At 72.3% G+C, this 25,657-nt stretch carries 24 protein-coding genes; 15 read left to right on the top strand and 9 right to left on the bottom strand.

The window, feature by feature from the left end:
* Nucleotides 1-2 precede the first annotated feature (2 nt).
* A complete protein-coding gene (locus tag AC5L36_RS07280; RefSeq protein ID WP_441220884.1) occupies nt 3-3,695 on the top strand; it encodes an NACHT domain-containing protein in 3,693 nt (1,230 codons plus the stop codon).
* Here AC5L36_RS07280 and AC5L36_RS07275 read toward each other — a convergent pair.
* Nucleotides 3,684-3,872 carry a hypothetical protein gene (locus AC5L36_RS07275; protein WP_441220882.1) on the bottom strand — a complete coding sequence of 63 codons (189 nt, stop codon included), beginning with the start codon at nt 3,870-3,872 and terminating at the stop codon, nt 3,684-3,686. The two genes, AC5L36_RS07280 and AC5L36_RS07275, sit on opposite strands and share 12 nt — an antisense overlap.
* Before the next feature lie 178 nt (nt 3,873-4,050).
* On the opposite strand from AC5L36_RS07275, the gene AC5L36_RS07270 reads away from it, so the two are divergent.
* Nucleotides 4,051-4,659: a response regulator transcription factor gene (locus AC5L36_RS07270; protein WP_441220880.1), complete on the top strand. Its 609-nt coding sequence runs from the start codon at nt 4,051-4,053 to the stop codon at nt 4,657-4,659.
* Nucleotides 4,660-4,709: 50 nt separating this feature from the next.
* The gene (locus AC5L36_RS07265) at nt 4,710-5,333 is read left to right on the top strand and encodes a TOPRIM nucleotidyl transferase/hydrolase domain-containing protein (protein ID WP_441220878.1); all 624 of its coding nucleotides are present in this window, start codon (nt 4,710-4,712) and stop codon (nt 5,331-5,333) included.
* On the opposite strand, the gene AC5L36_RS07260 is transcribed toward AC5L36_RS07265, so the two are convergent.
* Nucleotides 5,252-6,034: a TetR/AcrR family transcriptional regulator gene (locus AC5L36_RS07260; RefSeq protein ID WP_441220876.1), complete on the bottom strand. Its 783-nt coding sequence runs from the start codon at nt 6,032-6,034 to the stop codon at nt 5,252-5,254. The two genes, AC5L36_RS07265 and AC5L36_RS07260, sit on opposite strands and share 82 nt — an antisense overlap.
* A 27-nt stretch (nt 6,035-6,061) precedes the next feature.
* Here AC5L36_RS07260 and AC5L36_RS07255 point away from each other — a divergent pair, with 27 nt between their 5' ends.
* Nucleotides 6,062-6,646, top strand: a complete 585-nt coding sequence (locus AC5L36_RS07255; RefSeq protein ID WP_441220874.1) for an anthrone oxygenase family protein — start codon at nt 6,062-6,064, stop codon at nt 6,644-6,646.
* A 27-nt stretch (nt 6,647-6,673) separates the two neighbouring features.
* Here AC5L36_RS07255 and AC5L36_RS07250 read toward each other — a convergent pair whose 3' ends face one another.
* Together AC5L36_RS07250 and AC5L36_RS07245 are read right to left on the bottom strand one after the other, a co-directional pair.
* Nucleotides 6,674-7,027, bottom strand: a complete 354-nt coding sequence (locus AC5L36_RS07250) for a hypothetical protein (protein WP_441220872.1) — start codon at nt 7,025-7,027, stop codon at nt 6,674-6,676.
* The gene (locus tag AC5L36_RS07245) at nt 7,024-7,407 is read right to left on the bottom strand and encodes a hypothetical protein (RefSeq protein ID WP_441220870.1); all 384 of its coding nucleotides are present in this window, start codon (nt 7,405-7,407) and stop codon (nt 7,024-7,026) included. The genes AC5L36_RS07250 and AC5L36_RS07245 overlap by 4 nt, the downstream gene beginning before the upstream one ends.
* 119 nt (nt 7,408-7,526) lie before the next feature.
* Here AC5L36_RS07245 and AC5L36_RS07240 point away from each other — a divergent pair, with 119 nt between their 5' ends.
* The gene (locus AC5L36_RS07240) at nt 7,527-8,843 is read left to right on the top strand and encodes a cytochrome ubiquinol oxidase subunit I (protein ID WP_441220868.1); all 1,317 of its coding nucleotides are present in this window, start codon (nt 7,527-7,529) and stop codon (nt 8,841-8,843) included.
* Nucleotides 8,836-10,029, top strand: a complete 1,194-nt coding sequence (locus AC5L36_RS07235) for a cytochrome d ubiquinol oxidase subunit II (RefSeq protein ID WP_441220866.1) — start codon at nt 8,836-8,838, stop codon at nt 10,027-10,029. Before AC5L36_RS07240 ends, AC5L36_RS07235 begins: the two co-directional genes overlap by 8 nt.
* Before the next feature lie 28 nt (nt 10,030-10,057).
* Here AC5L36_RS07235 and AC5L36_RS07230 read toward each other — a convergent pair whose 3' ends face one another.
* Nucleotides 10,058-11,035, bottom strand: a complete 978-nt coding sequence (locus tag AC5L36_RS07230) for a Gfo/Idh/MocA family protein (protein ID WP_441220864.1) — start codon at nt 11,033-11,035, stop codon at nt 10,058-10,060.
* Nucleotides 11,036-11,038: 3 nt separating this feature from the next.
* Here AC5L36_RS07230 and AC5L36_RS07225 point away from each other — a divergent pair, with 3 nt between their 5' ends.
* From AC5L36_RS07225 to AC5L36_RS07215, 3 genes are all read left to right on the top strand, one after another.
* Nucleotides 11,039-11,806 (top strand): SIR2 family NAD-dependent protein deacylase, encoded by a 768-nt coding sequence (locus AC5L36_RS07225; protein ID WP_441220862.1) that lies wholly within the window; start codon nt 11,039-11,041, stop codon nt 11,804-11,806.
* A gap of 79 nt (nt 11,807-11,885) precedes the next feature.
* Nucleotides 11,886-12,824 carry an ADP-ribosylglycohydrolase family protein gene (locus AC5L36_RS07220; protein WP_441220860.1) on the top strand — a complete coding sequence of 313 codons (939 nt, stop codon included), beginning with the start codon at nt 11,886-11,888 and terminating at the stop codon, nt 12,822-12,824.
* A gap of 10 nt (nt 12,825-12,834) precedes the next feature.
* On the top strand, nt 12,835-13,956 hold the full coding sequence (locus tag AC5L36_RS07215; RefSeq protein ID WP_441220858.1) for a DNA polymerase III subunit beta: 1,122 nt from the start codon (nt 12,835-12,837) through the stop codon (nt 13,954-13,956).
* 151 nt (nt 13,957-14,107) lie between these two features.
* On the opposite strand, the gene AC5L36_RS07210 is transcribed toward AC5L36_RS07215, so the two are convergent.
* Nucleotides 14,108-14,536 (bottom strand): SRPBCC family protein, encoded by a 429-nt coding sequence (locus tag AC5L36_RS07210; RefSeq protein ID WP_441220856.1) that lies wholly within the window; start codon nt 14,534-14,536, stop codon nt 14,108-14,110.
* Between the two features lie 18 nt (nt 14,537-14,554).
* Nucleotides 14,555-16,036, bottom strand: coding sequence for a multicopper oxidase family protein (locus tag AC5L36_RS07205; protein ID WP_441220854.1), 1,482 nt, complete (start codon nt 16,034-16,036; stop codon nt 14,555-14,557).
* A gap of 360 nt (nt 16,037-16,396) precedes the next feature.
* Between AC5L36_RS07205 and AC5L36_RS07200 the strand changes: the two genes are divergently transcribed.
* From AC5L36_RS07200 to AC5L36_RS07190, 3 genes are all read left to right on the top strand, one after another.
* Nucleotides 16,397-17,452, top strand: a complete 1,056-nt coding sequence (locus AC5L36_RS07200; protein WP_441220852.1) for a sensor histidine kinase — start codon at nt 16,397-16,399, stop codon at nt 17,450-17,452.
* Complete coding sequence (locus AC5L36_RS07195; RefSeq protein ID WP_441220850.1) at nt 17,449-18,114, top strand: response regulator; 666 nt, start codon at nt 17,449-17,451, stop codon at nt 18,112-18,114. The genes AC5L36_RS07200 and AC5L36_RS07195 overlap by 4 nt, the downstream gene beginning before the upstream one ends.
* A gap of 65 nt (nt 18,115-18,179) precedes the next feature.
* On the top strand, nt 18,180-18,752 hold the full coding sequence (locus AC5L36_RS07190) for a PadR family transcriptional regulator (RefSeq protein ID WP_441220848.1): 573 nt from the start codon (nt 18,180-18,182) through the stop codon (nt 18,750-18,752).
* 400 nt (nt 18,753-19,152) lie between these two features.
* Here AC5L36_RS07190 and AC5L36_RS07185 read toward each other — a convergent pair whose 3' ends face one another.
* Both AC5L36_RS07185 and AC5L36_RS07180 read right to left on the bottom strand, forming a co-directional pair.
* Nucleotides 19,153-20,841 (bottom strand): MFS transporter, encoded by a 1,689-nt coding sequence (locus tag AC5L36_RS07185; protein ID WP_441220846.1) that lies wholly within the window; start codon nt 20,839-20,841, stop codon nt 19,153-19,155.
* 155 nt (nt 20,842-20,996) lie between these two features.
* Nucleotides 20,997-22,520, bottom strand: coding sequence for an aminotransferase class III-fold pyridoxal phosphate-dependent enzyme (locus AC5L36_RS07180; protein WP_441220844.1), 1,524 nt, complete (start codon nt 22,518-22,520; stop codon nt 20,997-20,999).
* A 140-nt stretch (nt 22,521-22,660) separates the two neighbouring features.
* On the opposite strand from AC5L36_RS07180, the gene AC5L36_RS07175 reads away from it, so the two are divergent.
* The 3 genes from AC5L36_RS07175 (at nt 22,661) to AC5L36_RS07165 (ending at nt 25,534) form a co-directional block, all read left to right on the top strand.
* Entirely contained in the window at nt 22,661-23,683 is a 1,023-nt protein-coding gene (locus AC5L36_RS07175; protein ID WP_441220843.1) for a methyltransferase, read from the top strand.
* A 76-nt stretch (nt 23,684-23,759) separates the two neighbouring features.
* Entirely contained in the window at nt 23,760-24,881 is a 1,122-nt protein-coding gene (locus AC5L36_RS07170) for a sensor histidine kinase (protein WP_441220841.1), read from the top strand.
* The gene (locus tag AC5L36_RS07165; protein WP_441220839.1) at nt 24,878-25,534 is read left to right on the top strand and encodes a response regulator; all 657 of its coding nucleotides are present in this window, start codon (nt 24,878-24,880) and stop codon (nt 25,532-25,534) included. Before AC5L36_RS07170 ends, AC5L36_RS07165 begins: the two co-directional genes overlap by 4 nt.
* Nucleotides 25,535-25,657: the final 123 nt, after the last annotated feature.

Raw genomic sequence — 25,657 nt, 5'->3', positions numbered from 1 at the left:
CGATGGATCCGGCACAGCGTGACGCCGAGTTCGCGGAGGTCCGGGCCTTCGTCGACGACGACGCCGTCGCGAACGCGTTGCGGCGGTGGGCGGCCGGCCAGGACGGCTGGGTGCGCCTGCCGAGCTTCCGCTGGGAGGCGCGGGGCTACTCCGGCTCCCGCCTGATCGCGATCTGGCTGATGCTCGCCGGCAGCGAGCCGAACCCGCACGGCCAAAAGCTCATCGCCAAGGTGTTGCCGGCCGGGCCGTACAGCGGGGAGACGGGGCGGCACCGGCGGGCGCTGACGGACCCGGCGGCCCGAGACTTCGCCCGCCGTCGACTCGTCCAGCAGTACGGCACGCGTCAGCCGGTGGACGACGGCCGCCACATCATGTTCCAGGATCCCGCCGGGAGCCTGGACGGCGCGACGACTCTGGCGAAGGTCTCGGAGGAGTTTCGGGCGGAGGCGTGCGGGCACCTCACGCGCATCCTGATCGACGAGTGGAACGTGCCGCTCTGGCCCAACGCCAACGCGCCGTTCATCCTGGCAACGGTCGCGGACGAGTACCTCCGGATCGAGCTGCGCGATTCGCTCGTGAAGATCCGGGCCGTCGCCGAGGCGCTGTGGCCCGGCCTCGACGTGGGTGTGGCTCGCTGGATCGACATGGGCACCGGACTGATCCCCAACCCGATCCGGATGGCCGAGCCGGATTCCCAGCTGCACGACTTCCGCATGGAGTACCTGGCCGGCCGCGCACACGGCGACCTGCACCTCGACAACGCGCTGGTGCCGGTCGACCCACCCGAACCGCCGCTCTTCACGGCGATGAAGCTGATCGACCTCTCCGCCTTCTCCCTGGACGCGCCGCTGACCAGAGACATCGCGACGCTGACGATGTCGGTCGCGGCGAAGGAGCTCGAACGCGCGCCGGGCGACCCCGCGACACGCGAGAGCCTCCGCCGGTTCGTGCTCGACCCACGGGCGGACCGGCCGGCGGCGCTGAACATCTGGGTCGCCGACGCGCTGCGGGAGATCCACCGGGGCTGCGGGTCCATTTCGGACGGTGTGCGGCTGGAGTGGCGGCATCAGCGCCTGCTCTCACTCGCCGCCGCGGCGCTGGCGTACCTCACGTACGACAGCGTGGATCCGGCGGACAAGCGGTGGTTCTTCCAGGTCGCCGGGCACGCCGTCCGGGAGTTCCTCCGGCTGCGCGACGTCCCGGACGTGCCGCCCGGCGAGCGGGAGCCGCGCGTGACGCCGCCCGCCGTCGAGCCGAAGGCGCCGCCCGTGGTTGGCGCCGCGGCGAGCCCGACCGACATGCCGTCGCGCCCGGCGGTCGGTGCCGCGCTGCGGTACGTGGACGAGGTACCGGTCGTGATCGCGACCGGCTTCCGGGATCGCGACGTCGAGCTGAAACGCCTCGAGGACGCGGTCGCGGATACTACGAAGGGCCTGGTGGCGGTCGTCGGCGGGCCGGGCTCGGGCAAGACGGCGTTGATCTACCGGTTGCGGCAGCAGCTCGCCCGCGACAAGTCGCCCCACGCCGTCGACGGCTTCTTCTACCTGTCCGGCGCGGGATACCAGGACATCGGAGCCGGCGTGCTGCTCGACAAGCTGGCGGCGCTCGTCGAGGACCCGGAGGCACAGGCGCGCCTGCGGTTGCGGCTGAAAGATCCGGTGCCGTGGGTGGGCAAGCTCGACCACGTGATGTCGGCTCTGTCCGGCCAGCGGGTCGTCGTGATCCTCGACGACGCCGACGAACAGCTCGACCGCGACGGTGACCTGCGCGACCGGGAGTTGCGGGAGACGCTGCTCGGCCTGCTGCACGCCGAGCGGCCCGGGTTCCAGTTCGTCGTCGTGGCCAGGCAGCGTCCGGAGGCGTTGCTGCGCGCCCTGGGCAACCGGGCGGCCGAGGTCCCGCTCGGCGACGGGCTTCCCGCGCCGTTCGCGATGGACCTGTTGCGGTCGCTGGGCATCGCGGACGCGCCCGACGACCTGCTGCGCGCCGTGCACGACCTGACCGGCGGCGTACCGCGCGTGCTGGAGCTCTTCGCCGCGGTCTGCCGTAAGGCGCCGTCCGGGTCCGTGCGCGACCTCGTGTCCGAGCTGGATCGGCGGCTCCGCGAGGACCAGCAGCCTCCCGGTGAGGTGCTGTTCGAGCGGATCTACAAAGGACTGAGCGAGGTGGAGCGCGGGGTCGTGGAGGCGCTGGCCGTCTACGAACGTGCCGTCGAGCCGGCGGCCGTCGCCTATCTGCTGCGTCCCTATGGGCCGGTTCCGGACAGCCGCGCGGTCCTGGGCGACCTGCACCGGCGCGGTGTCGTGCGGCACGACGACGGCCAGTACTTCCTGCCGCCGGAGCCGGACCAGCGCCTGGTCCTGTCGACGATGCCGCCGGGCGAGCGCGTGCCGGCGCTGCGGCTACGCGCCGCCGACTACTTCGCACACACCTCGATCGGCCGGGTCACCGGCGTGGAGGACCTGCGGCCGCGGCTCGCCGAAGTGCACCTGCGGATCCGCGCCGGCGACTACGACCGCGCGCTCGACCTCATGACCGAGCTCGACGACGAGCACCTCATCCCGTCCGGCAACAGCGACGTGCTGATCCGGTGGCGCACGGAGCTCAAGCATCTGCTGACCGACCCGGACGACCAGGCGCACAACCTGTCGTACCTCGTCGCGGCCCGCCAGCAGCAGGAGGACTACGCGCTGGTGGTCGAGGAGCTGACCACCGCCATGCGGCTGAAGGGCCGGCTGAGCGGCGATCGGATCGTGCTGCGCCTTCAGCTCGCGAGCGCCTGGTACGACGAAGGCCGGATATCCCGCGCGCTGCACCTGTATCGGCGGACCGTACGGCAGTGCCGGCTGCGCCGGATGGGGGTCGAGGAGGTGGGCGCCCGGCTGAGCCTCGGCCTGTGCCTGGCCAAGATCGGCGAGTTCCCGGCGGCGCTGCGGCAGTACACCGAGGCTCAGCGCGCGATCGATCGACTGCCGGCCAGGGAGAGCGGACCGTTGCGGTCGTTGCTCTGCCTCGACCGGGCCCTCACGCACGCCCAGCTCGGCGAGTGGACCGAAGCGCTGGCCGCCGCGCGGGAAGGACGGTCGCTGGCGAACGCCGCCGGCGAGGTCCTCCGTGAAGGGCAGTGCCTGGACCAGGAGGCTGCGGCGTTCGTCGACGACTGCGATCCCGACCGGGCGGTCGCGCCGGCGGTCGCGGCGGCCGAGATCGGCATACAGACCCGGAACCCGAAGCTGACCCGGAGCGCGTACCTCAACCTCGCGTTGGCGTACGCGGTGCTGGAGCGGACGGACGACGCCGCCGCTGCGGTCAACGCCGCGAGTCGCCTGTACGCCGGCCCGCCGAGGGCGGTCGGCGCGCTGAGCCTCCAGGGCATCGTCGCGCTGCGGCAGGGAGACCCGGACCGGGCCTACGTCGCGTTCTCGCGGGCCTACGTCAGCGCCAGCTCGCGGCTCCGGCACGACGGCCGGGACTACGCCGTCCACGAGCAACACGGTCTGGCCCTGTGCGGCCTGGCACTCACCGACAACCCCGGCCACGCCGGCGCCGCGGTCGAGGCGGTCCGACTGGCCCGGGAGATCTCGGGCGGGCGGGCACGGGGCAGCATCAGCCGCATCCGGCTGATGCTGCGGCTGCTCGGCGACCCCGAGATCCTGGCCGGCGTCCGCCGGGCGAACGAAGGCCTAGCCGCCTGATTCCTTCGACAGCATGATCAGCACCAGGACGACGATCACAAGAACGATTAGAGGGCCCAGCGAGGAACCGCGACGCGGCTTGCGGGCCTTGCGCCGGATCCGGGGACGCCAAACGTCGCCACCGTCGTTGACCATCGCAGCCCTCCCGGCGAGGGAAACCGAGCCGACCGACGACATCGTGTGACAGTGACGCTACGTGGCGTCCATCGCGCCGGTCTATGACGCATGTCGTGGCAGGGAGCTGCCATGATGGTCGGATTCATGACCGAAGTCCGCACGTGACGGTGCGTTGTGTTGCCACCCGATCAGACGGCAGCGAGCATGTGCAGCGTTCGGCGTCGACTCCCTTGGGGGCATGAAGGTCATGTCGGTCCGGATCGCCATCGTCGATCCGCTACCGATGTTTCGCGGTGGGCTCAGCGACGTCCTGGAGCGCGCCGGCTTCGCCCACGACGCCCCCGACGACCTCGCGGCCTGGGTGCGCGCGGGTGCCGGTGACCTCGTCCTGCTGACCCTGCGCCACGCCGCGGACTGGACGTTGCTGGAAGAGACGTGCCAGTCCCGGTCGCGGGTGGCCGTCATCGCGGTGCTGGACGACCCAACCGTCCCGGCGTACCTTCGCGCCCTCAACGCCGGTGCGGTCGGTGCCGTGCCACGGCACGCGGCGGCGGACGAGATCCGTGAGGTGTGCGCGGCGGTGGCGGACGGCCGCACCGTACTGCCGATCGCCGTACTGCGGGCGTGTCTCGACCCGGGCCGGCGACAGCGCCGCGAGGTGCCCTTGGAGCGTGAGATCGAGTGGCTGCGGGAGCTCGCCCGCGGCGAGACGATGGCCCAGGTCGCGAGCCGGGCGGGCTACTCCGAGCGGATGATGTTTCGGATGCTGCGCGCCCTCTACGGGCGGCTCGACGTCGGCAACCGCACCGAGGCCATCATCTTCGCGCGCGACCAGGGATGGCTCTGACACCGCGTTAATGGCTTGTCGGCCGCCGCGCGGGTCGACCATCATGCGGCATGGACGTCGCCGACCGCCGTGAGCTCGCCCGCCGGGCGCTCGAAGGCTACGTGAGTGGTCCGACCGCCCCGATCGAGGCGACGGCCCGCGCCGTGGCGAAGCTCGGCGACGCCACCACCGCCGTACTCGTCGAGGGCATCAGCGACCAGATCGCGGTGGAGACGGCGGCGGCGCGCCGTGGCCGGGATCTGGAGGCGGAGCGGATCGTCGTCGTGCCGATCGGCGGGGCGCACGCGATCGGCCGATTCCTGACCGGCTTGCGTGCCGGGATGCGGCTCGCGGGCCTGTGCGACCTGCACGAGGAGGAGATCTTCCGGCGCGGGCTTCGCGACGTCGAGCACCTCGGTTTCCACGTCTGCGTCCAGGACCTCGAAGACGAGCTGATCCGGGCCGTGGGCACCGCGGACGTCGAGGAGCTGTTCGAGTCGCAGGGCGACCTGGGTTCGTTCCGCTCGTTGCAGAGCCAGCCCGCCTGGCGCGGCCGGGAGCTCGACGCGCAGATGCGGCGCTTCTTCGGCAGCGGCGCGCGGCGCAAGTCGCGCTACGCCCGCCTCCTCGTCGAGGCCGCGGTCGACCGGGATGCCTTGCCCCGCCCGCTCGACGCGCTGCTCGCCGCCGTCTGACCCGTGCCGTACAGGCGGTAGAAGAGGTCGACGGCGTCGGCGGCGCGCCCGTCGACGACTCGCGGGGTGCTGGCGCCAAGCAAGGCGGCGATCTGCGTGTCGCGGACGGCCAGGCCGAAGAGCACGCCGAACGCCTCGGCCGGGTCGGGGCAGGCGATCTCGCCGCGTCTCGTGGCCTCGGCGAGGACCGCCTCGAACAGCGGCCCGGTGGTCGCCCGGCCGTTGGCGTGCAGCACCTGGGCCAGCTCGGGATCGCCCGGCACGCCGGCGATCGCGGCGCGGTTGAGGGCCAGTGAGCGCTCGCCGGTCAGCAGGGCCAGCAGGGCGCGGACCGCCGCTTCCAGGGCCGGGCGCACCGGCCGCGCCGGTGGCGTGTCCAGGGCCGCGCGCAGCAGCTCGTTGGTGTCGGTCGACTGGCGCAGCACGAGCGCCGCCAGCAGGCCGCGCCGGCCGCCGAAGTGGGCGTAGATTGTCTCCTTCGACGCGTGCGCCTGCTCGGCGATCCGCCGGGTGGACAGCGCCGCGATGCCGTCCCGTTCGAGGATCCGCGCGGCCGCGTCCAGGATGGCCTGCCGCCGGGCCTCGCCGCGGGACTCTGCTGGTCGCGCTCGCTGGCCGCCCCGGGCGGCCGGCTCCGAGTCGAGCCCGTCCCCGCGCGTGGATCTCGGGGGCGTTCTCGGGGGTTCACCGGATGCCGTCATAGCCGAACCGTACCGTACGGTTCGGATATGCGGAAACAACTTGCCGTCACCTGGGTGGCCGTCGTCCTGCTCGGGCTGATCGCCGGCTTCTTCTACGCGTACGCCTGCTCGGTCATGGTCGGGCTCGCCGAGACCGACGACCGCACGTTCATCGCCACCATGCAGGCGATCAACGCCAACGTCCGCAACGCCGGCTTCGCCGTCAGCTTCTTCGGCGCGCTCGCGGTGACGGCGCTCGCGGCGTTGCTGGGCCTGCGACGGTGGCGCAGCCCGGCCACGATCCTGCTCGTCCTCGCCGCGGTCACTTACGGCGTCGGCGGCCTCGCCCTGACGATGGGCGTCAGCGTGCCACTCAACGAGGAGCTCGCCGCCGCCGGTGCACCCGACGCCATCGCCGACCCGGCCCGGGTACGCGCCGCGTACGAGGGACCGTGGGTGACCTGGAACCTGGTCCGCGCGATCGCCTCCACCGTCGCCCTCGGGCTCGCCGCCGCGGCGCTACACAAGCTCGGCCACCGAAAGGTGGAGGCGCGGGTTGTCGATGGCGGCGGCGAGGAGCGCGGCGGTCTCCGCGGCGCCGGGATGGCCCCGGGCCGCCCGGTGCAGCAGTGACCTTCTGGTGTGCGGCGGCGACGTCGATCAGCGGCGACCTCCGACGGCGCTCTCTTCGGGGGCGGGTTGGCGGCCGGTCAGGAGGGCCGTGAGCAGCAGTGCCAGGGCGGCGGCGGAGACGGCGCCGGACACCGCGCGCACCCACGCCGCGCGGTTGACGATGTCTTCTAGCTCTTCCGGGGCGGCGCCGGGCAAGGTGCCGGCGAGGTGGTCGATCCACAGGTAGGAGGCGACCTGGGCCACCGCCAGCACGACGAAGCCCGCCGTCGCCAGCAGGGCCGCGCGGCCGAGCCGGCGCCGCAGCAATACCGCCGCCGCCAGGCCGACCGCGCAGACGGCCGCCGTGGTGAGGGCGTGCAGGAGGGGTAGCTGATCGGTCATCGGGCTCTGCCCGCCATCGTCGCGGCACGGCGGCCCGCGAAGAGGGCCGAGGCGAGCAGCACCAGCCCGACCAGGTAGATCATCAGCAGCGCGACGCGCACCGGCTCGTCGAGGTCTCGGGCGAGTTGGAGGCCGGTGGGCATCGGGATCGAGCCGTCCTCGGGGGCGACGTTGACCGGCGCCCACTCGCGGGACAGCACCCAGTAGGTCCAGACGACCTCGCCGGCGGTGGCCAGCGCGAGCAGGCCGACACCGCCGAACGCCGGGGCAGCCGCCGCGCCGAGCCGGCGCCGGAATGCGATCAAGACGAACAGGCCGGCCACGAGCGCGACCGCCTCGGGCACCAGTGGAAGCACCAACCGGTACACGTCGAATTTCATGCCACACACGGTCTCACCCCGCACTCGCCTGTCCAAGGTGTCCATCGGCAGTTCGTCCGTTCACCGCGCGGGTGGCGTGCCGCGGCGTTAGCGTGGCCGGGAGCCGGACGCTTGGGGGTGTGAGCATCGAGGACTACCTGCTCGAAGCACGGCAGATGCAGGCGCTGTCGCTGGCGGTGCACATCCCGCTGGTCTGTTTCGGCATCGCGCTCCCCGCGCTGGTGCTCTTCTGCGAGTGGCGCTACCTGCGCACCGGCGACCGGCTGTACCGCACGCTCGCGCGGCGCTGGTCGAAGGTGATGCTGGGGCTGTTCGCCGTCGGTGTGGTGACCGGCACGATCCTCAGCTTCGAGCTCGGGCTGCTGTGGCCGGAGTTCATGGCCCGCTTCGCCAACGTGTTCGGGCTCGGGTTCACCCTCGAAGGGTTCTCGTTCTTCACCGAGGCGATCTTCATCGGCATCTACGTGTACGGGTGGGACCGGCTGGGGCCGCGCCTGCACTTCCTGTCCGGCATCCCGATCGCCCTCGCCGGGGTCGCCGGCTCGCTGTTCGTCATCGCGGTCAACGGCTGGATGAACCACCCCGAAGGCTTCACGCTCCGCGACGGCCGGGCGGTCGCCGCGGATCCGTGGGAGGCGCTGTTCGGCAACACGTTCTTCTGGCACGAGTTCGTCCACATGTACTTCGCCGGCTACATCGTCACCGGCTTCCTGCTCGCCACCCCGTACGCCTGGGGATGGCTGCGCGGGCGCCGCGACCGCTACCACCGCACCGCGCTGACCGTCGCGCTCTCCGCGGCCGCGGTCGCCGCGCCGCTCCAGGTGGTGATCGGCGACTGGGCGGCCCGCGAGGTGTCCCACCACCAGCCGGTGAAGCTGGCCGCCATGGAGGGGCTCGGCGAAACCAGGAGCGGCGCGCCGGTGCACGTCCTCGGCTGGTACAACGGCAACGAGGTGGTGTACGGCGTCGCGATCCCGCGGCTGCTGTCCCTGCTCGCGTACCACGACCCCGGCGCGACGGTGCAAGGGCTCGACGCCGTGCCGGTCGAGGACCAGCCGCCGGTCAACGTGGTGCGGTACTCGTTCCAGGTCATGGTGGGGATCGGCCTGCTGCTCGCGCTGATCAGCGCCGTCTACCTCTACGTCCGCCTCAGACGCCGGCGGCTGCCCAGGCCGCGCTGGTTCTACTGGGCCGTCGTGGCCGCCGGACCCTTGTCGGTGGTCGCGCTCATCGCCGGCTGGATCACCACCGAGGTCGGGCGGCAGCCCTGGATCGTGTACGGGGTGATGCGCACCTCCGAAGCGGTGACCGGCGCGTCCGGCATCCCCGTCGGATACGCCACGCTCGTCATCGTCTACATCGGACTCGCTGCCGGCGTCGGGTGGATGTTGCACCGGTTCAGCAAGGTGCCGCTGGAGGCTGACTGGGATGGCTGAGCTGCCCGCGGTGTTCATCCTCGCCGGCCTGGCCGCGTACACGGTGCTGGCCGGCGCCGACTTCGGGGCCGGGCTGTGGGGGCTGCTCGCCGGCGCCGGCCGGGCCAGCCCCTCCGCCACCCGCGACCACGCCCGCCACGCGATGGGACCGGTGTGGGAGGCCAACCACGTGTGGCTCGTCTTCGTGCTCGTGGTGTGCTGGACCGCGTACCCGGTCGCGTTCGGCTCGATCACGTCCACGCTCGCGGTGCCGCTGTTCATCGCCGCGGTCGGCATCATCCTGCGCGGCGCCTCGTACGCGCTGCGCGGCCAGCTCGAAGACGCCCCCGGCCGCCGCCCGATCGAAAACCTCTTCGCGGTCTCGTCGATCCTCACGCCGTTCGCGCTCGGCACCGTCGTGGGCGGCATCGCCTCCGGGCGGGTGCCGGTCGGCAACGCGGCGGGCGACCTGGTGACCAGCTGGCTCAACCCCACGTCGATCCTCGTCGGGGCCCTCGCCGTGGCCACCGGCGCGTACCTGGCCGCGGTCTACCTGGCCGCCGACGCGCACCGCCTCCGCGAAGGCACGCTCGAACGCGACTTTCGCGCCCGGGCACTTGTCTCCGGGCTCTGCGCCGGCGCGCTGGCGCTCGGCGGGCTCGTCGTCGTCCGGCAGGACGCGCCCGAGCTGTACCACGGCCTCACCCGCGGCGGCGGCGCCCTGATGGTCGCCATCTCGGTCGCGGCGGGGGTGGCCACGCTGGCGCTGGTCTGGCGCGCCCGCTTCGAGGCCGCCCGCGCCTCGGCCGCGCTCGCCGTCGCGGCCATCGTCGCCGGCTGGGCCTTCGCGCAGCGGCCCCGCTTCCTGCCCGGCCTCACCATCGAGCAGGCCGCCGCGAGCCGTTCCACATTGGAGGCCGTCGTCACCGCGGTGGCCGTGGGGGCGGTGGTGCTGGTGCCCTCGCTGATCCTGCTCTTCCGGCTCTTCCTCCGCGGCCACCTCGACCCCGCGGAGGCGGCGGCCGACCTTCCGGTGGCGCCGGTGCACGCGCCGCGGCGCCGGTTTCCGCTGGCCGCGTTCGCCGGTGTGACGGTGCTCGCCGGCCTCGCCATGACCCTGCTCGCCGAGCCGGGCTGGATCCTCGCCGCCGGGGTGGCCTGCCTGGTCGCCGGCGCGGTCGCCACCTTCGGACTGGCCACGGCGTGATGGACCGCGCCGGTGCGGAAGGAGCCCGCTAGGCGCGAAGCGGAAGCCCCGCCGCCGTGTAGATGTCGTCGATCAGCGCCATGGTGGCGACGGAGTCGGCCGGCGGCGTGAGGTTGGTCGGCTCGCCGCGCACGGCGGCGGCGAAGGCGCGCAACTGGTGCACGTACGTCGCCTCGCCCTGAAAACGCTCGCGGCGGCGCCGGCCCTCGACGGTCACCGTGAAGCGTGACCACATGTGCGGGGCGGCGAAGTTGACGACGGTCAGCGTGCCGCGCTCGCCGAAGACCTTGGCCGTGATGCGCAGCAGCCGCGCCGACCACATCGACGTACGCACCTGGGCCGTCGCCCCGCCGGGAAGGCTGAGCTCCGCGGTCATCGCGCGGTCGACGCGCGGGTCGCGCCGGAGAGTCACGGCTTTCGCGGCGGTGACCGCCGGCTGGCCCGGGGCGAGCAGGCGCAGGCAGTGGACGGCGTAGCAGCCGGCGTCCATGAGCGCGCCGCCGGCCAGCGCGAAGTCGTACCGGATGTCGGAGAAGCGGGGGAGTGGAAAGCACATCGCCGTCTCGACGCGCCGGACCGGACCCAGCTCACCACTGTGGACGATCTCGTGCATGCGCCGCGCGACCGGATGGTAGCGGTAGTGGAAAGCCTCCATCACCTCCACAGTGGACGAATCAGCGAGGGTCGCCACCTCGCGGGCCTGCGCGGCGTTGGAGGTGAACGGCTTTTCGCACAGCACGTGCTTGCCGGCCTCCATCGCGGCGAGTGTCCACTGTGCGTGCAGGCCGTTGGGGAGCGGGACGTAGACCGCGTCGAGCGAGGGATCCGCCACGAGGTCGGCGTAGGAGTCGTGCACGACGGGCACGCCGTGCCGCGCGGCGAACGCCTCGGCCCGGCCCCGATCCCGCGCCGCGACGGCGGCGACCTCGACGCCGTCGACCACACGCGCGGGCCTGACGAGCGCCGCCGGGGCGATGCGGGCGGCACCCAGCACACCTATCCTCACGGCGTGAGCCTACTGAATCCCTCCGCCGCCGGGCTCCTCCGCGACGCCCGTCGGATCGTGGTCTTCACCGGTGCGGGGATCTCGGCCGAGAGCGGCGTGCCCACGTTTCGCGACGACCTCACCGGGCTGTGGGCTCAGTTCGACGCGCAGCGGCTGGCCACCCCGGAGGCGTTCCACGCCGATCCCGACCTGGTCTGGGGCTGGTACGAGTGGCGGCGCGCACGGGTCCTCCACACCGAGCCCAACCCCGGACACCTGGCGGCCGCGGCGATCGAGGCCCGCGTCCCAGGCACCGTGGTCATCACCCAGAACGTCGACGACCTGCACGAGCGAGCCGGTTCGCGGGCCCCGGTCCACCTGCACGGCAGCCTGTTCGCGCCCCGGTGCGTCGCGGAGGCGGCCCACCCGGCACCCGTCCCCGAGCTGGCGGCCGGCGTCGGCGAGGGCCGCAGGATCCCACCGCCCCGCTGCGCCGACTGCGGGTGGCTGGTGCGTCCCGGCGTGGTCTGGTTCGGCGAGGCGCTGCCCGAGGCGGCGCTGACCGCGGCCGTCGACGCCGCCGTAGCCTGCGACCTGCTGCTGACGGTCGGCACCTCCGGCGTCGTCTACCCGGCCGCCGAGATCCCGCGCCTCGCGGCCCGCTCCGGCGCCACCGTGATCCAGGTGAACCCCGAGCCGACGCCCCTGGACCGCGTCTGCGAGGTCAACCTGCGCGGCCCCGCGGCCGAGATCCTTCCCGCGTTGGTCGCCGCCGCCTGGAAAGAGATTTGAGCTACCGCCGCTCCCGCATCGCCGTAGCCCAGATCGGGATGCTGACGCGCGGCCGGGAGTGAGGAAGGATCGAGGCGATATGGTGACTGTCCTTTACGACGACGCGCGTCGGCATCTGAGCCTCGACAGCTTGCAGGGGCTCTCGGTCGGTGACGCGCTGGGCGCGCAGTTCTTCATGGTCGGCCGGTCGCTCGCCGACCTGAAGGCGGGCCGACCGCCGGAGGGCGTGTGGGAGTGGACCGACGACACGCACATGGCCTGCTCCGTGGTGGCCGAGCTGCACGATCGCGGGCGCATCGACCAGGACGCGCTGGCGGAGGTGTTCGCGGATCGGTGCGAGCCCTACCGCGGTTACGGCGCCGGTGCGGTCGTCATCCTGCACGAGATCCGCGACGGCAGACCGTGGCGGGAGGCGGCGGGCTCGGCCTTCGGCGGCGAGGGCTCGTGTGGAAACGGTGCCGCGATGCGGGTTCCGCCGCTGGGTGCGTACTACGCCGACAAGCCGCGGCGGGCGGCGGAGGAGGCGATCCGGTCGGCGGAGGTGACGCACGCACATCCGGAGGGGATTCTGGGCGCGGTCGTGGTGGCGGCCGCCGCAGCGCACGCCGCGGCCGCCCGGCTGTCCGGTGTGCGGCCGGAGCCGGCCCGGTTCGTCGAGATGTTGACGCCGTTCCTCGTCGACGGCCAGGTGCGGCGCGGGGTCGCGCGGGCCGGGCGGCTGGTGGGCCATTCGGTCGCGGAGGCGGCGTACGAGTTGGGCAACGGGTCGCGGGTCACGGCGCAGGACACGGTGCCGTTCGCGGTGTGGGTGGCCGCCACGTTCCTGGATGACTACCCGGGCGCGGTGACGGCCTGCGTGGAGGCCGGGGGAGACGTGGACACCACCGCCGCGATCGCCGGCGGCATCGTGGCGGCACACACCGGCGTCGGCGATCGGCCGGGCGTGACCGGCGTGCCGCTCAGCTGGCTCGCCCAGCGCGAACCGCTGCCGGAGTGGAGTGTCGTACCCCCGGCGTAGGTTGCCCGGCGTGACCACCGACGTGCTCGACCTGACCGCGGATGCCGCCTCGCTCGCCGAGGCCGCCGGCCGGATCGCCCGGCTGATGCCCGCCCGGCCGTCGCAGCCCGCGCTCGCCGGCGTGCTGTTGGGCGCCGACCGGCAGGGGCTGCTGCTCACCGCCACCGACGGAGAGCTGACCGCGCGCGCCCGCGTGTCGGCCACCGTGCACGTGGAGGGCTCGGCGGTGGTGTCGCGGCGGGCGTTCGCCGAGACGCTGGCCGCGCTGGCCACGCCGGAGGTGCGGCTGAGCGTCGAGGGGTCGCGCCTCGCGGTGCGCACCGCCACCGCCCGTTTCGCGCTGCCCCGCGTCGGCGGCGAGTATCCGCCGTGTGCCGGCCTACCGCCCCTGGTCGGCGAGGTCAGCGGCGCCGACCTGCGCCAGGTGGCACCGCCGGTGGCCGGCGCGGCCTCGCGGGAGCACGCGCTGCCGATCTTCACGGGTGTGCGGCTGCGCTCCGACGGCACACGGATCGCGTTGCTGGCCACCGATCGCTACCGCATGGCCGCGGCGTCCGTGCCGTGGCGGCCGGCGGCCGAGGGTGCCCGGGTCGACGCGCTCGTGCCGGCGGTGGTGCTCGCCGAGATGGTCAAGCAGGCGGGTCGGGCCGAGCGGGTGGTGGTGCACGCCGACGCGCGGATGTTCGGGCTGGCGTGGGCGCAGGGCAGCGTCGTGGTGCCGAGCCTCGGCACGCCGTTTCCCGACGCGCAGCTCGACCGGCTGCTCGACATCGCCCCGGAGTGCACGATCGAGGTCGAGGCCGACGAGCTGGCCGGCGCGCTCGACCGGGCCGCGCCATACGGCGGCGAGCAGAGCCGCGTCGTGATCGAGGCCCGCGACGGCATCCTCGTCGTGCGGGCGAGCGACCCGCTGACCGGCGAGGCGGAGGAGACCGTGAAGGCGTCGGTGCGCGGCGACCATCTGACCCGCTCCTACCAGGCGCGGCTGCTGACCGACGCGCTGCGCCCGTTCGCCCGGCGCACGGTGTCGATGCGGGTGCAGGAGGGCATGCGGGCGACCGCGTTCACCGCCGCGCCCGATCTCGACCTGCGCTACCTGGTGGTCCCGATGCGCACCGCCGGCGAGGAGTGACGCCGACCCCACGACATGCGTTTGCGGCGCTCGCCGTCGCGGCCCTGCTCCACACGCGGAAACGGGACCAACCCGAAGGGCCGACCGGGACAAAGCGCGCAGGGTGAGGCCGCGTCCCGGAGGGCCGGGTGAGCCCTCCGGGACACGGCGCTCAGGATTCCTTTTCGAGCAGCTCGCGCAAGCCTTCGAGGGAGGCGATCTCCTCCTCGAACGACTTGCTCACCATCGGGCTCAGGAGGCGGGACACGCCGCTCGGCTGCCATGCCAGCTTCAGCGTCAGCGAGGTGCCGCCGTTCGCCGGGGTCAGCGTGTACTCGCCTTCGGTGCGGACGGAGCCGGTGGCCTTGAACGCGAGCCGCTTGCCCGGCTCGAACTTGGTCACCTCGTAGTCGGCCGGGATGCGGGTGCCGCCGGGGCCGCGGAGGCCCTGCTTGTAGCGGGCGCCGACGCCGTCGCCGGACACGTGCTTGATGTCGAGGACGTTGGGCCGCCACCGCATGTCGTTTTCGCCCTGGGCGAGGAACGCGAACACGGTGTCGGGGGACTGGTTGATCTGCACAGTCTTCTCTGCCGATGGCACGGGAACCCTCCGTGGGCGTCAGGGGACGATCGACATCTGCGCCATCATGCCGGCCGCGGAGTGGTCGATCATGTGGCAGTGGTAGACATAGCGACCAAGGTAGTCGCCGAATGTTGCCTGTATGCGAACCGTCTCGCCGGGCGCCACCGCGATCGTGTCCTTGTAGCCGGACTCGCCGGGCGACGGCGGCTGACCGTTTCGGTCGAGCACCCGAAACTGCACGAGGTGCGGGTGGAAGTTGTGCGGGATGCCGAACATGGTGTCGCCGTTCGTGATCGACCACACCTCGGTGGTACCCCGCTTGATCTCGGTGTCGACCCGGTTGGGGTCGAACGCCTGCCCGTTGATGACGAACTGGAACGTCTGCGGGTCGAGGCTGAGGGTGAAGGCGCGCTCGTTGGTCGCGGCCCGCGGGGACGCGATCGAGCTGAGCCGGTCGGGCACCCTGCTGCGGTCGGCGGCGGTGCGGGTGACGTCGAAGCGCAGCACCGGGCCGGCCTGGGCGTCCTGGAGGAGCACCTGGCTGCCGACCGGGAACTGGCTGAAGTCGACCACGACCTCCACCCGCTCGCCGGGCGACATCGCCCACCCGCGCACCGGCGTGGGCGCGGCCAGGAGACCACCGTCGCTGGCGATCTGCGCCACCTCGGTGTCGTTGCCGAGCCGCAGCGCGAACGTGCGCAGGTTGGAGCCGTTGAGGAAGCGGAGCCGGTACTTGCGCGCGGCGACCCGGAAGTAGGGCTGCGGCTTGCCGTTCGCGAGGATCGTGTTGCGGTTTTCGAAGTCGTCGGGCTCGAAGACGAGGCTCGCGTCGTCCGCGAACCGGGCGTCGCGCAGCATGATCGGGATGTCGTAGTCGCCGGACGGGAGCCGCAGCTCGGCCTGGGCCGGGTCCTCGATCAGGTAGAAGCCGGCGAGGCCGCGGTAGACGTGCTCCGCTTCCATGTGGTGCGCGTGGTCGTGGTACCAGAGGGTCGCCGCCCGCTGCTTGTTCGGGTAGTTGTAGACGCGGCTCCGGCCCGGCACGAGCACGTCTGTCGGAAACCCGTCACTGCTCGACGGCACGTGTCCACCGTGGAGGTGCGCCGCGGTCGGCATGTCGAGCTGGTTGGTGTGCACGACGACGGCCAGCCGGCCGGTACGCACCTTGAACGTCGGACCAGGGAACTTGCCGTCGTAGGTCATCACCTCGGTGCGCGTGCCCGGCAGGATCTCGACGCTGGTCCTACGGGTGGTGACGACGTAGAAGTCCGTATTGCCCACCGAGGCGACCGGCTGCTGTACCGCCGGGATCGGCATGCGGACGGTGAAGGGTGCGGCGGCGGCCGCCAGGTGGGCGCCCCTCGCCGTGTTCTGGTGTGCCGCGGCGCCGTGCCCGGCGTGTGGGCCGCCCGCCCGCGGCGGGGTTTCGCCGCGGGCGGCGGCGGCCGTCGCGGTCGTGACGAGGGCGGCCGCACCCGCGGTCGCCCCGACGGTGATGACGCTGCGTCTGCTCACCATGGATGGAGCTCCTAACCGGTCGAAGGTCAGGCGAACTGTCGCGGAGCGTCCTCGATGGACCGTCGAGAGCTGGTCGCGTCTGCCGGAGATGGTGGCTATTAGGGCCCATAGGGCCTAATTCCCATCGAACTTGCACCATGTTTCATTAAGTTCACCTCTCGTTCTGTGTCGATTACTAGAAGCCACGGTTCGATGCTTTCGGCGGCCTAAGACGGCGCCGTAGACTCATGCGAGTACTCGGTTGAGACAACTCTCGGGGGGCTGATCGGATCAGAGTGTTCCGGTTGCCGGGTTCCTGGTGCCGGAGCTGAGCGGCGGCGAGTGGAAGTGCGCGAAGAGCGAAAACCGGGGGGATCCAGAATGGACAAGCACAGCGACACGCTGCGGGACACGGCCGCGGACTATCTCTGGCACCGGCGCCAGCCGATACTGGCGGCGTACCGGTGCCGGTTCGACGCGGCCGGCCACGACCTGGTCGGCGACACCGGCCTCACCGACCGCTATGTCGCCCACGCCGACTCGATCATCCGCCAGGTCTGTGTCGACCTCCGCGACGCCCCGCCCGACCCGCTGGCGGTGGTCCCGCCCCCGTTACCCGAGGGCGCCGAGCTGCACCCGCGGGAGTGTTTCCGCGCGGTGTCCGCGCTCGCCGACCTGGTCCTGGCCGACCTCGACAGCCGTTCCGACCCCGCGCCGCTCATCGCGCTCGTCGCCGGCGCGCTGACCCGCGTCGTGCTGACCCGCCTGCTCGACGCGAGCACCCGCCACGCCTCCGCGTTGATGAACCAGGTGCGCGAGGCGCAGGTCGGCGAGCGTTCGGTCATCGCCCGCGAGCTGCACGACCGGCTCGGTCACAGCCTGAGCGCCGCCTACCGCAACCTCGAGGCGCACGAGCTCGCGATCGAGCGCCGCCACGAGGAGGTCGACCGGCGCGTGGTCACCGCCCGCCAGGCCCTGCACGACGCGGTCGGATACCTGCGCGCCCTCACCACCGACCTCCAGCTCGCCCAGCCGCTCGGCTCGCTGGACACCGCGCTGGCCAACTTCCTGTCCACTGTCGACGCCGGCGAGACCCGCGTCGACGTGGTGATCAACGGCGACGAGTCGTGGGTGCCGCCGCCGGCGCTCGACGAGGTGTTCCTGGTGGTCCGCGAGGCCATGCGCAACGCGCTGGCGCACGCCGGTGCCACCTCGATCCGCGCGGTCGTCGACATCGCGCCACACGAGCTGCGGGCCACCGTCGTCGACGACGGCGTCGGGTTCGACACGGCCCGCGTACGCGGGGTCGGCCTGCGCGCGATGGCCGAGCGGGCGGCCGCGCTGGGCGGGCGGCTCGCGCTGGGCAGCGCCGGCACCGGCGGCACGTCGGTGGAGCTCGTGGCGCCCCTGATGGTCAGCGAAGGGGCCACCCGGTGACCGCCGTCGCGCTCGAACCGACCCGCATCGTGCTCGTCGACGACCACGTGGTGGTCCGCGACGGCCTGCGCGAGATCCTCGACGCCCAGCGCGACCTCGCGGTGGTCGGCGAGGCCGGCGACAGCGGCGCCGCCGTGGCCGCCGTCCGCGACCGGCAGCCCGACATCGTGCTGCTCGACGTGCAGATCCCGGGCGACGAGGTGACCACCACCGTCCGCCGCATGCGGGCGGTCGCGCCGGCGAGCCGCGTGATCATCCTGAGCATGTACGACGGCCCCCAGCTGCTCCGCGAGCTGCTGGCCCTCGGCATCTGCGGCTACCTGCTGAAAAACTCGACCCGCCAGGAGCTGGTGGCCGCGATCCGCAACGCCCGGGCCGACGACGCCCCGGTGCTGCTCGCCGTCTCGCGGGAGAGCCTGACCCAGGTGCAGGGCCCAGTGGCCGGCGCCCTCTCCGGCCGGGAGCGTGAGGTGCTCCAGCTGGTCGGCCAGGCGATGAGCAACGCGCAGATCGCCGGCCGGCTCTCCCTCTCCGAGGCGACCGTCAAGCGGCACCTGCGAAACATCTTCACCAAGCTCGGCGCCGTCTCCCGCATCGACGCGGTCAACAAGGCCATCGCGGCGTCGCTCATCTCGCCGCGGGTGCCCGTCCATAGTGGATAGAGCAGGGATCGATTGGCCGTTCGTCGAGCTTGCCCGCACACGGGCACTCGTGTTGGACTATTCCCGTGAATAGTACTCGCCTATTCGTGCTCGGGGCGCTGGCACGGGGTGGCCCGATGCACGGTCACCAGATCCGCCGCGCGGCCCAGATCGACCGCACCGAGCTGTGGAGCGACGTCAAGCCTGGCTCGCTCTACGGCGCGCTGCACCGGATGCAGGTCGAGGGCGTCATCGAGGCGCTGCGCACCGAGCAGGAGGGCAACCGGCCGGCCCGGACGATCTACGCGATCACCGAGTCCGGCCGGGCCGAGCTGATCAGCCACCGCGACGAGGCGCTGCGCGACACGAGGCTGCGCCCCGACCCGGTCGACCTGGCCCTGCAAAACGCGATCGACCTGGGCGAGGACGCGCTACGTGCGATCCTCGCCCGGCGCCGCGAAGATCTCGCCGCCCAGCTCGCGTCCTGGCAAGAGCTGCGCAAGGAGGCCGCGCCACACCTGCGCGGCCTGGAGTGGACCGGCTTTCGCCACACCGAGCTGCGCCTGCGGGCCGAGCTGGCGTGGCACGACGAGCTGCTCGACCAGCTCCCCGAGCTGCTGGCCGACAAAGCCACCCCGATGACCGTCAGCCCAGACTGACCGCCGCTGCCTTCGCCCGTGTCGCCCGCGGACCGCACGCGCGGGTCCTGGCAGGTGATTCGAGGCAGATTTTCCCAGGTCCGCGTCAGCTGCGGACCGTATGCTCCCGCGGGCACCGTTCCCGGCCGGCGGCTCGCCAGGGCGAGCCGAAATCCCCGGCCGTCCACTGCCAGCTCCGCGGGACAAGCCCCCGGCCACCGCCGACATCCTGACGCACCGTCACCAACATCGGGGCGGTGACTCCCGGTGACTGCGCCACCGTCCGGCCTGGCGCCCATCGCCTCGGCAAGGGACATTGTGGACAAACGACCGCCGCCTGGGCGCACGAACGGGGCAGTCTCAAAAGAGCGCTTCGGGTCCGACCCCGTGCGGGGCCGGACCCGAAAACGCCCGCGGGCGGTCAGGATGTGGCTTCGGCCGCGGCGGGGGTGACTCGCCACTCCGGGGTGCTGGCGTCCGCCCAGGGCTGGTCGGGGCGGCGGGGGAGCAGGAAGACCAGCAGGAACGTCAGGATCACGCCCACCAGCACCGCGGCCACCGTCCACTGCACGGCGCGGTTGAAGTTCGTGGCCAGGGCCGACTCCGCCGCGGCCTCGAAGGCACCGCCGTCGGGCTGGGGGCAGCCGGGCGGGGTGGCGGTGGGGTCGGACGCCCGGGACTGTCGCACGAAGCAGTCGGTGAACGACGCGGTGGCGGCCTCGGCCTGTGCCGGCGGTGCCCCGGCCGCGACGAGCGACGTCTGGAGTTGCGGGGTGGCGTCGGCGGCCGCGTTCGGCGCGTAGGAGCCGAGCGCTCCGAAGAGGACGACGCCGGCCACGGCGACGCCGATCGCCTGCCCGAGCCGCTGGGCGCCGCCGAGCACGCCGCTCGCGGCGCCGGCGTCCTGCCAGGGCACGCCGGCGAGCACGATCTCGACGCTCGGCGCGATCACCAGGCCGGAGCCGAAGCCGGCGAAGAGGAGGGCGGGTAGCAGCTCGACGTCGGAGCCCCACCAGTGGATCGTGGCGATGATGCCCACCATGCCGACGATCACGATGCCGGCGCCGAGCAGCAGCACCGCGCGGCCCATGGCCTTGGCCACGTTGTCGGAGATGGCGGCGCCGACCAGCGTGCCGAACGAGTACGGCAGCAGGATGAGGCCGGCCATCAGCGCCGACTTCTCCAGGCCGATCTGAAGGTGCAGCGAGAGCGCGAAGAGCAGGCCGATGAACCCGGCGAAGTAGCAGAGGCTGATCGCCACGCCGGCGGTGAAGGAGCGGTGCGCGAACAGCCGCATGCTCACCAGCGGTACCCGGCCGCGCCTGGCCCGGCGCAGCTCCCAGACGGCGAACGCGACGAGCGCGGGGATCGCGGCGGCCATCGAGACGAACGTCCACGCCGGCCAGTCGAGCCGCTGTCCCTCGACCAGCGGGACCGCGAGCAGCAGGACGGCGGCCGAGACGAGCAGCATGCCGATGAGGTCCAGGCCGCCGCGCCGGCCCCGTGACTCGGGCACCAGCACCGCCGCGGCGATGAACGTGGCGATGCCGATCGGCACGTTGAGCAGGAAGACCGGCCGCCAGTCCCAGCCGTTGAGGTCCCAGGCGATCAGGAGGCCGCCGAGGAGCGGGCCGCTGGCGGTGGCGATGCCGCTGATCGCGCCGTAGATGCCGTACGCCTTGCCGGTCTCCTTCGCCGGGAACGTGGACTGGATGAGCGCCAGGATCGGCGGGTTGAGGACGCCGGCCATCATGCCCTGCACGGCCTGGAAGGCGATGAGCTGTCCGGGGCTGGTCGCGGAGGCGGACGCGGCGGAGGCGGCGGTGAAGCCGGCCACGCCGATGAGGAAGAGCTTGCGGTGGCCGTAGCGGTCGCCGAGCCGGCCGGCCGGGACCAGCAGCAGGCCGTACCCGAGCGCGTAGCCCGCGATGACCCACTCCATCGTCGTGTAGGTCGCCTCCAGGTCGCGCTGGATCGGCGCGATGGCTACATTGACGATCGTCGTAGCCATCAAGATCATGAACGCGCCGGCCAGGATGACGGCCAGGACCAGCCACCTGCGCGGATTTGGCGGTGCGGCGCCCTGATCGTCGGTCCAACTCTGTGTCATCGCGGGTCCTCCAGGAGATGGGGCGAGCCGTCTCTTCGACTACACGATGTCGCGTGCGATTAGTCAAGTACGGGTATTTACGTACCCTCGTGTACCGCACACGAAGAGGGCCCGGGTCATGATGCGACCCGGGCCCTCGACGCGGAACTGCCTTTCTACGACCAGGAGCCGTCGTCTTCCCAGGCCGGACCGTCGGTCGCCGGCCAGGCCAGGTCGAACGGGAAGTCGTTGGCGGCGAGCTCCAGCGTGCTCTCCAGTACCGCGTCGGTCATCCGGTCGACGTCGGCGTCGGTGTGCGCGCTGCCCGCGAACCACAGCGGCATGCCGAGCATGTAGATGTCGCGCTTGCGCAGCAGCAGGCTGAGCATGAACGTCGCCGGGTTGAGCTCCCGCGAGTACACCCGGTAGTCCGTGTAGGAGTCGGACGGCAGGAACTGGAAGCAGCCGACGTAGTCGCCGAAGCCCACCATCCGCAGCGGGATGCCGTGCTGGCTCCGGAACTCCGCCAGCCGGGCCTGCACGCGGTCGACCTTCGCCCGCAGCTCGGTGTAGTAGCCCGGCCCCTTCGACTGCTGGAGCCGCAGCGTCGCGATCGACGCCGCCACCGACAGGTAGTTGCCGGTGTGGCTGCCCTGGAGGCCGGTCTTCTGCCCGTAGTCGGTGAACGCCTGCCCGGACGTCTGGGTGTGGTCGAGGATGTCGGCCCGCCCGCCGATCGCGGAGAGCGGGAGCCCGAGCCCGCTGATCACCTTGCCGTACGTGGTCAGGTCGGTGGGGATGTCCCACTTCTGCGCCGCGCCGCCGAGCCCGGAACGGAACCCGGTCAGCACCTCGTCCAGGATGAACGGCACGCCGAGCCGCCGGGACGCGATCGCGACCTCGCGGATCATCGGGATCGTCGTCTCCTCGAAGGGGAACGAGGATGCGGCCGGCTCGGTGAGCACGCAGGCCAGCTCGTCCGCGTGCCGTTCGATCAGCGCGACGGCCTGCGCCGTGTCGTACGGAAGGATCAGCAGGTCGCGCGGCTCGGCCGGCAGGACGCCGGTGTACGCCGAGATCAGCGGCATGGTGCCGTCCGGGTTGATCTTCGGGAACGGCAGCGCCGGGTGCCCGTGGTACCACGGTGCCGTGTTGTGCACGGCGAGGTCGTGCGAGCCGTGCAGCGTGCCCTCGAACTTGGCGACCATCCGCCGCCCGGTGTGCGCGCGGCAGAGCCGGATCGCCCCCTGCGTCGCGCCGGTGCCCGAGTGCTGGAACACGAACTTCTCGTTGTGCGGCGTGATCTCGCGCAGCAGGTTGGCCAGCTCGAGCTCCAGCTCGCTGGTGTACCCGTTGCCGGTGCCCGTGGCGAGGCGCTCGCGGACGAACTCGACGACCGGCTCCGGGTTGTGGCCGTGCAGGGCCTGCGCGCCGTACCCCATGTGGCAGTCGAGGTAGGTGTTGCCGTCGATGTCGGTCAGGGTGGAGCCGCTCGCCGACTTCGTGATGATCGGAAACGGCGGTGCCTGGAACGGCCAGAAGACGTGCGCGGCCGCGTCCACCTCGCGCAGCTCCTCGACGTGCGCCGCCGACGCCTTCTGGCGGGCGCCGATCTCGCCGAACAGCTCGTAGACCCACTTCTGCTGCAACAGGTCCATGATTACTTCGAGCGCCGAGCGCTCCTGCTGGCTTGCGCCCATCGTCTCCCTTTCCGCATGGCTACCGTTTACCGGCGGAGCGTGCACCGCGTGGCTCGAAACCCAATGGAGGCCGGGTGCACCGCGGTGGTCTGGACCCGCGTTCGAGCGGCGCTCCAGAGCGGCGGTCCAGGCTCCCCGCCATGACGGAATATCGGGTCAATCTTTACGCTCTCACCGATACGATCACGCCGTGGGCGGTGCGGGCCGCGGCCACGCTCGGCCTCGCCGACCTGATCGCCGCCGGTACCAACACGCTCGACGAGCTCGCCGTCGCGGCCAAGGCCGACCCCGACGCGCTCTACCGGCTGATGCGTTACCTCGCGGTCCGCGGCGTCTTCAAAGAGGTCGGGCCGCGCGTGTACGCGCTGACCGAAGCGGCCGAGTTTCTCAAGAAGGACCACCCCGCGGCGCAGCGGCCGTGGCTCGACGTCGACTCGATGGCGGGCCGGATCGAGGGCACGTTCAGCTCGCTGACCCACTCGATCCGCACCGGCGACGCCGCCTACCCGGAGCGCTACGGGATCGCGTTCTGGGACGACCTGGCCGCCAACCCGGACCGCGCCACCTCGTTCGGCGCGCTGATGGCCACCCACGCCAGCTACTTCGGCAAGGTCGTCGAGGGCTACGACTGGAGCGCGGCCAAGCACGTGATCGACGTCGGCGGCGGCACCGGTGCGCTGCTCACCGAGATCCTCAAGGCCAACCCGCACCTGCGCGGCACCGTCGTCGACGTGCCCGGTGTCGTGGAGCAGGGCCGGGCCCGCTTCGAGGCCGCGGGGATCTCCGACCGGGTCGAGACCGTCGCGGGCAGCATCTTCGAGCCGCTGCCCGCAGGCGCCGACGTGTACATCCTGTCGAACGTGCTGCACGACTGGAACGACGCGGGCGCCGAGAAGATCCTCGGCCGGGTCGCCGAGGCGGTCGGCGACAACGGCAAGGTGCTCGTCGTCCAGATCCTCGTGGCGGACGAGAACGACAACTTCCCGGACGACCCCGCCCGCCTGATGTTCATCACCCAGATGGACCTGCGGCTGCTCTCGCTGATGGCGGGCAAGGCGCGGACCTGGCGCGAGTACGCCGAGCTGGGCGAGAAGGTCGGCCTGAAGGTGACCGGCACGACCGTGATCGAGTCCGGTCAGACCCTGCTGGAACTCGGCCGCTGAGGCTCTCCGCCCCGGACCGTGGCTCCCGGTGAACGCCGGGGCCGCGGTCCACGGGCGGTGACCGTACTGTTGCGTCATGTTCGTCGGAGCGGGTCGCCTCCACCCGATGGCGGTCGACGCGATCCTCGCGGTCGTGGTGGCGGCGGTGGTCGCGGTCGCGATCCACACCGCCGACGAGCCCGGGGCGCGGCCGCCCGACGCGCGCGCGTACGCGATCGGCGCGGTGATCGGACTGCTGCTGCTGTGGCGCCGGCGCTGGCCGCTGTTCGTGCTGGTCGGCTCCGTCGCCGCGCTGATGATCTACTACGCGCTCGAGTACCCCGGCATCCCACCCGCGCTGCCGCTGGCCGCCGCGCTCTACGCGGTCGCCGCGGCGGGACGGCTCACCTGGGCGCTCACCGTCGCCGGGTTCTTCGTCACGCTCGAGTTGATAGTGCGATACTTCTACCTCGGCCAGGGCCTCTTCCCGGTGCTCGCGGCCACCGCCGAGGAGGGTTCGCTGCTCGCCGCCGTCGTGCTGCTCGCCGAGACGATCCGCAGCCGCCGGGAGCGCCTCGCCGAGGCGCAGCACCGGCTCGCCGTCATGCGGCAGGAGCGCGAGCACGAGGTCGCCCAGGAGCGGCTGCGCATCGCGCGCGAGGTGCACGACCTGCTCGGTCACACGATCGCCGCGATCAGTGTGCAGGCCAGCCTCGCCGACGACGTCTTCGACAGCCGTCCCGCCGACGCGCGCGCCGCGCTGCGCAGCATCCGTGGCGCCGCCCGCGACGCGATGACCGAGATCCGCTCGGTGGTCGGCATGCTCCGCGACGCCGGCACCGTCCCCGACCTCGCCCGCGTCTACGCGGTGGCCGAGCAGTCGGGCGTCACGGTCCGGCCGGTGGTCACCGGCGAGGCGCGCCCGCTGCCGACCGCGGTGGCGCTGTCCGTGTACCGGATCGTGCAGGAGTCGCTGACCAACACGGTCAAGCACGCACAGGCCACCACCGCCGACGTCCGCATCGCGTACACAATGGACGCCGTCGAGGTCGAGGTGGTCGACGACGGCGTCGGCGCGACCCTGGTCGAGCCCGGCCACGGCATCGCCGGCATGCGCGAGCGCGCCGAGGCGGCCGGCGGCACACTGACCGCCGCGCCGGGAGAAGCGGGCGGCTTCCGGGTGTTCGCCCGGCTGCCGATCGAGGAGGAGTCACCGTGACCATCCGCGTGGTGCTGGCCGACGACCAGACGCTCGTCCGGGCGGGCTTCCGCGGGCTGCTCGACCACAGCGACGACATCGAGGTGGTCGGCGAGGCCTCCAACGGCGCGCAGGCGGTCGAGACCGTCGCCGCGACCCGTCCCGACATCGTGCTCATGGACGTCCGCATGCCGGTCATGGACGGCGTCAAGGCCACCGCGGCCATCGTCGCCAGGTTTCCGGCGACGCGGGTGGTCGTCCTCACGACCTTCGAGCTCGACGAGTACGTCTTCGAAGCGCTCCGCGCCGGCGCCAGCGGCTTCCTGCTCAAGGACATCGAGCCCGAGGAGCTGCGGCAGGCCGTGCGCGTGGTCGCTGGCGGCGACATGCTGATCTCGCCCCGCATCACCAGCCGCCTGGTCAGCGCCCTGGTGAGCCGAGCCCCCCACGCCCCGGCCGACCACGCCCGGCTCGCCGTGCTCACCGACCGCGAACGCGAGGTGATGAGCCTCGTCGCCGGCGGCCTGACCAACGAGGAGATCGGGCAGCGGCTCTCGATGAGCCCGGCGACCGCCCGCACCCACGTACACCGCGCGATGGCCAAGCTCCGGGTCCGCGACCGCGCCCAGCTCGTCGTGCTCGCCTACCAGACGGGCCTGGTCGCACCCGGCTGACACCCCTTTTGCCCACGTCCGTCTTGGATCGCGGCCCGTATGCTTCGGAGTCGGGGTTCGACCGCCCTATTTAGACAGAGATTTTGAGCTACCGCGACCAGCGGCGGACGGGTGAGGCCGCGG

Source organism: Phytohabitans sp. LZ39, assembly GCF_059359075.1.
Note: the sequence above shows the minus strand (reverse complement) of the source record. Positions and strands in the feature narration are given on the sequence as shown.

Bases quoted from the DNA above. Each gene is read 5' to 3' on its own strand.
- AC5L36_RS07280 (WP_441220884.1), top strand. From the start codon at position 3: ATGGATCCGGCACAGCGTGACGCCGAGTTCGCGGAGGTCCGGGCCTTC.
- AC5L36_RS07275 (WP_441220882.1), bottom strand. From the start codon at position 3,872: ATGTCGTCGGTCGGCTCGGTTTCCCTCGCCGGGAGGGCTGCGATGGTC.
- AC5L36_RS07270 (WP_441220880.1), top strand. From the start codon at position 4,051: ATGAAGGTCATGTCGGTCCGGATCGCCATCGTCGATCCGCTACCGATG.
- AC5L36_RS07265 (WP_441220878.1), top strand. From the start codon at position 4,710: ATGGACGTCGCCGACCGCCGTGAGCTCGCCCGCCGGGCGCTCGAAGGC.
- AC5L36_RS07260 (WP_441220876.1), bottom strand. From the start codon at position 6,034: ATGACGGCATCCGGTGAACCCCCGAGAACGCCCCCGAGATCCACGCGC.
- AC5L36_RS07255 (WP_441220874.1), top strand. From the start codon at position 6,062: ATGCGGAAACAACTTGCCGTCACCTGGGTGGCCGTCGTCCTGCTCGGG.
- AC5L36_RS07250 (WP_441220872.1), bottom strand. From the start codon at position 7,027: ATGACCGATCAGCTACCCCTCCTGCACGCCCTCACCACGGCGGCCGTC.
- AC5L36_RS07245 (WP_441220870.1), bottom strand. From the start codon at position 7,407: ATGAAATTCGACGTGTACCGGTTGGTGCTTCCACTGGTGCCCGAGGCG.
- AC5L36_RS07235 (WP_441220866.1), top strand. From the start codon at position 8,836: ATGGCTGAGCTGCCCGCGGTGTTCATCCTCGCCGGCCTGGCCGCGTAC.
- AC5L36_RS07220 (WP_441220860.1), top strand. From the start codon at position 11,886: ATGGTGACTGTCCTTTACGACGACGCGCGTCGGCATCTGAGCCTCGAC.
- AC5L36_RS07205 (WP_441220854.1), bottom strand. From the start codon at position 16,036: ATGGTGAGCAGACGCAGCGTCATCACCGTCGGGGCGACCGCGGGTGCG.
- AC5L36_RS07200 (WP_441220852.1), top strand. From the start codon at position 16,397: ATGGACAAGCACAGCGACACGCTGCGGGACACGGCCGCGGACTATCTC.
- AC5L36_RS07185 (WP_441220846.1), bottom strand. From the start codon at position 20,841: ATGACACAGAGTTGGACCGACGATCAGGGCGCCGCACCGCCAAATCCG.
- AC5L36_RS07180 (WP_441220844.1), bottom strand. From the start codon at position 22,520: ATGGGCGCAAGCCAGCAGGAGCGCTCGGCGCTCGAAGTAATCATGGAC.
- AC5L36_RS07175 (WP_441220843.1), top strand. From the start codon at position 22,661: ATGACGGAATATCGGGTCAATCTTTACGCTCTCACCGATACGATCACG.
- AC5L36_RS07170 (WP_441220841.1), top strand. From the start codon at position 23,760: ATGTTCGTCGGAGCGGGTCGCCTCCACCCGATGGCGGTCGACGCGATC.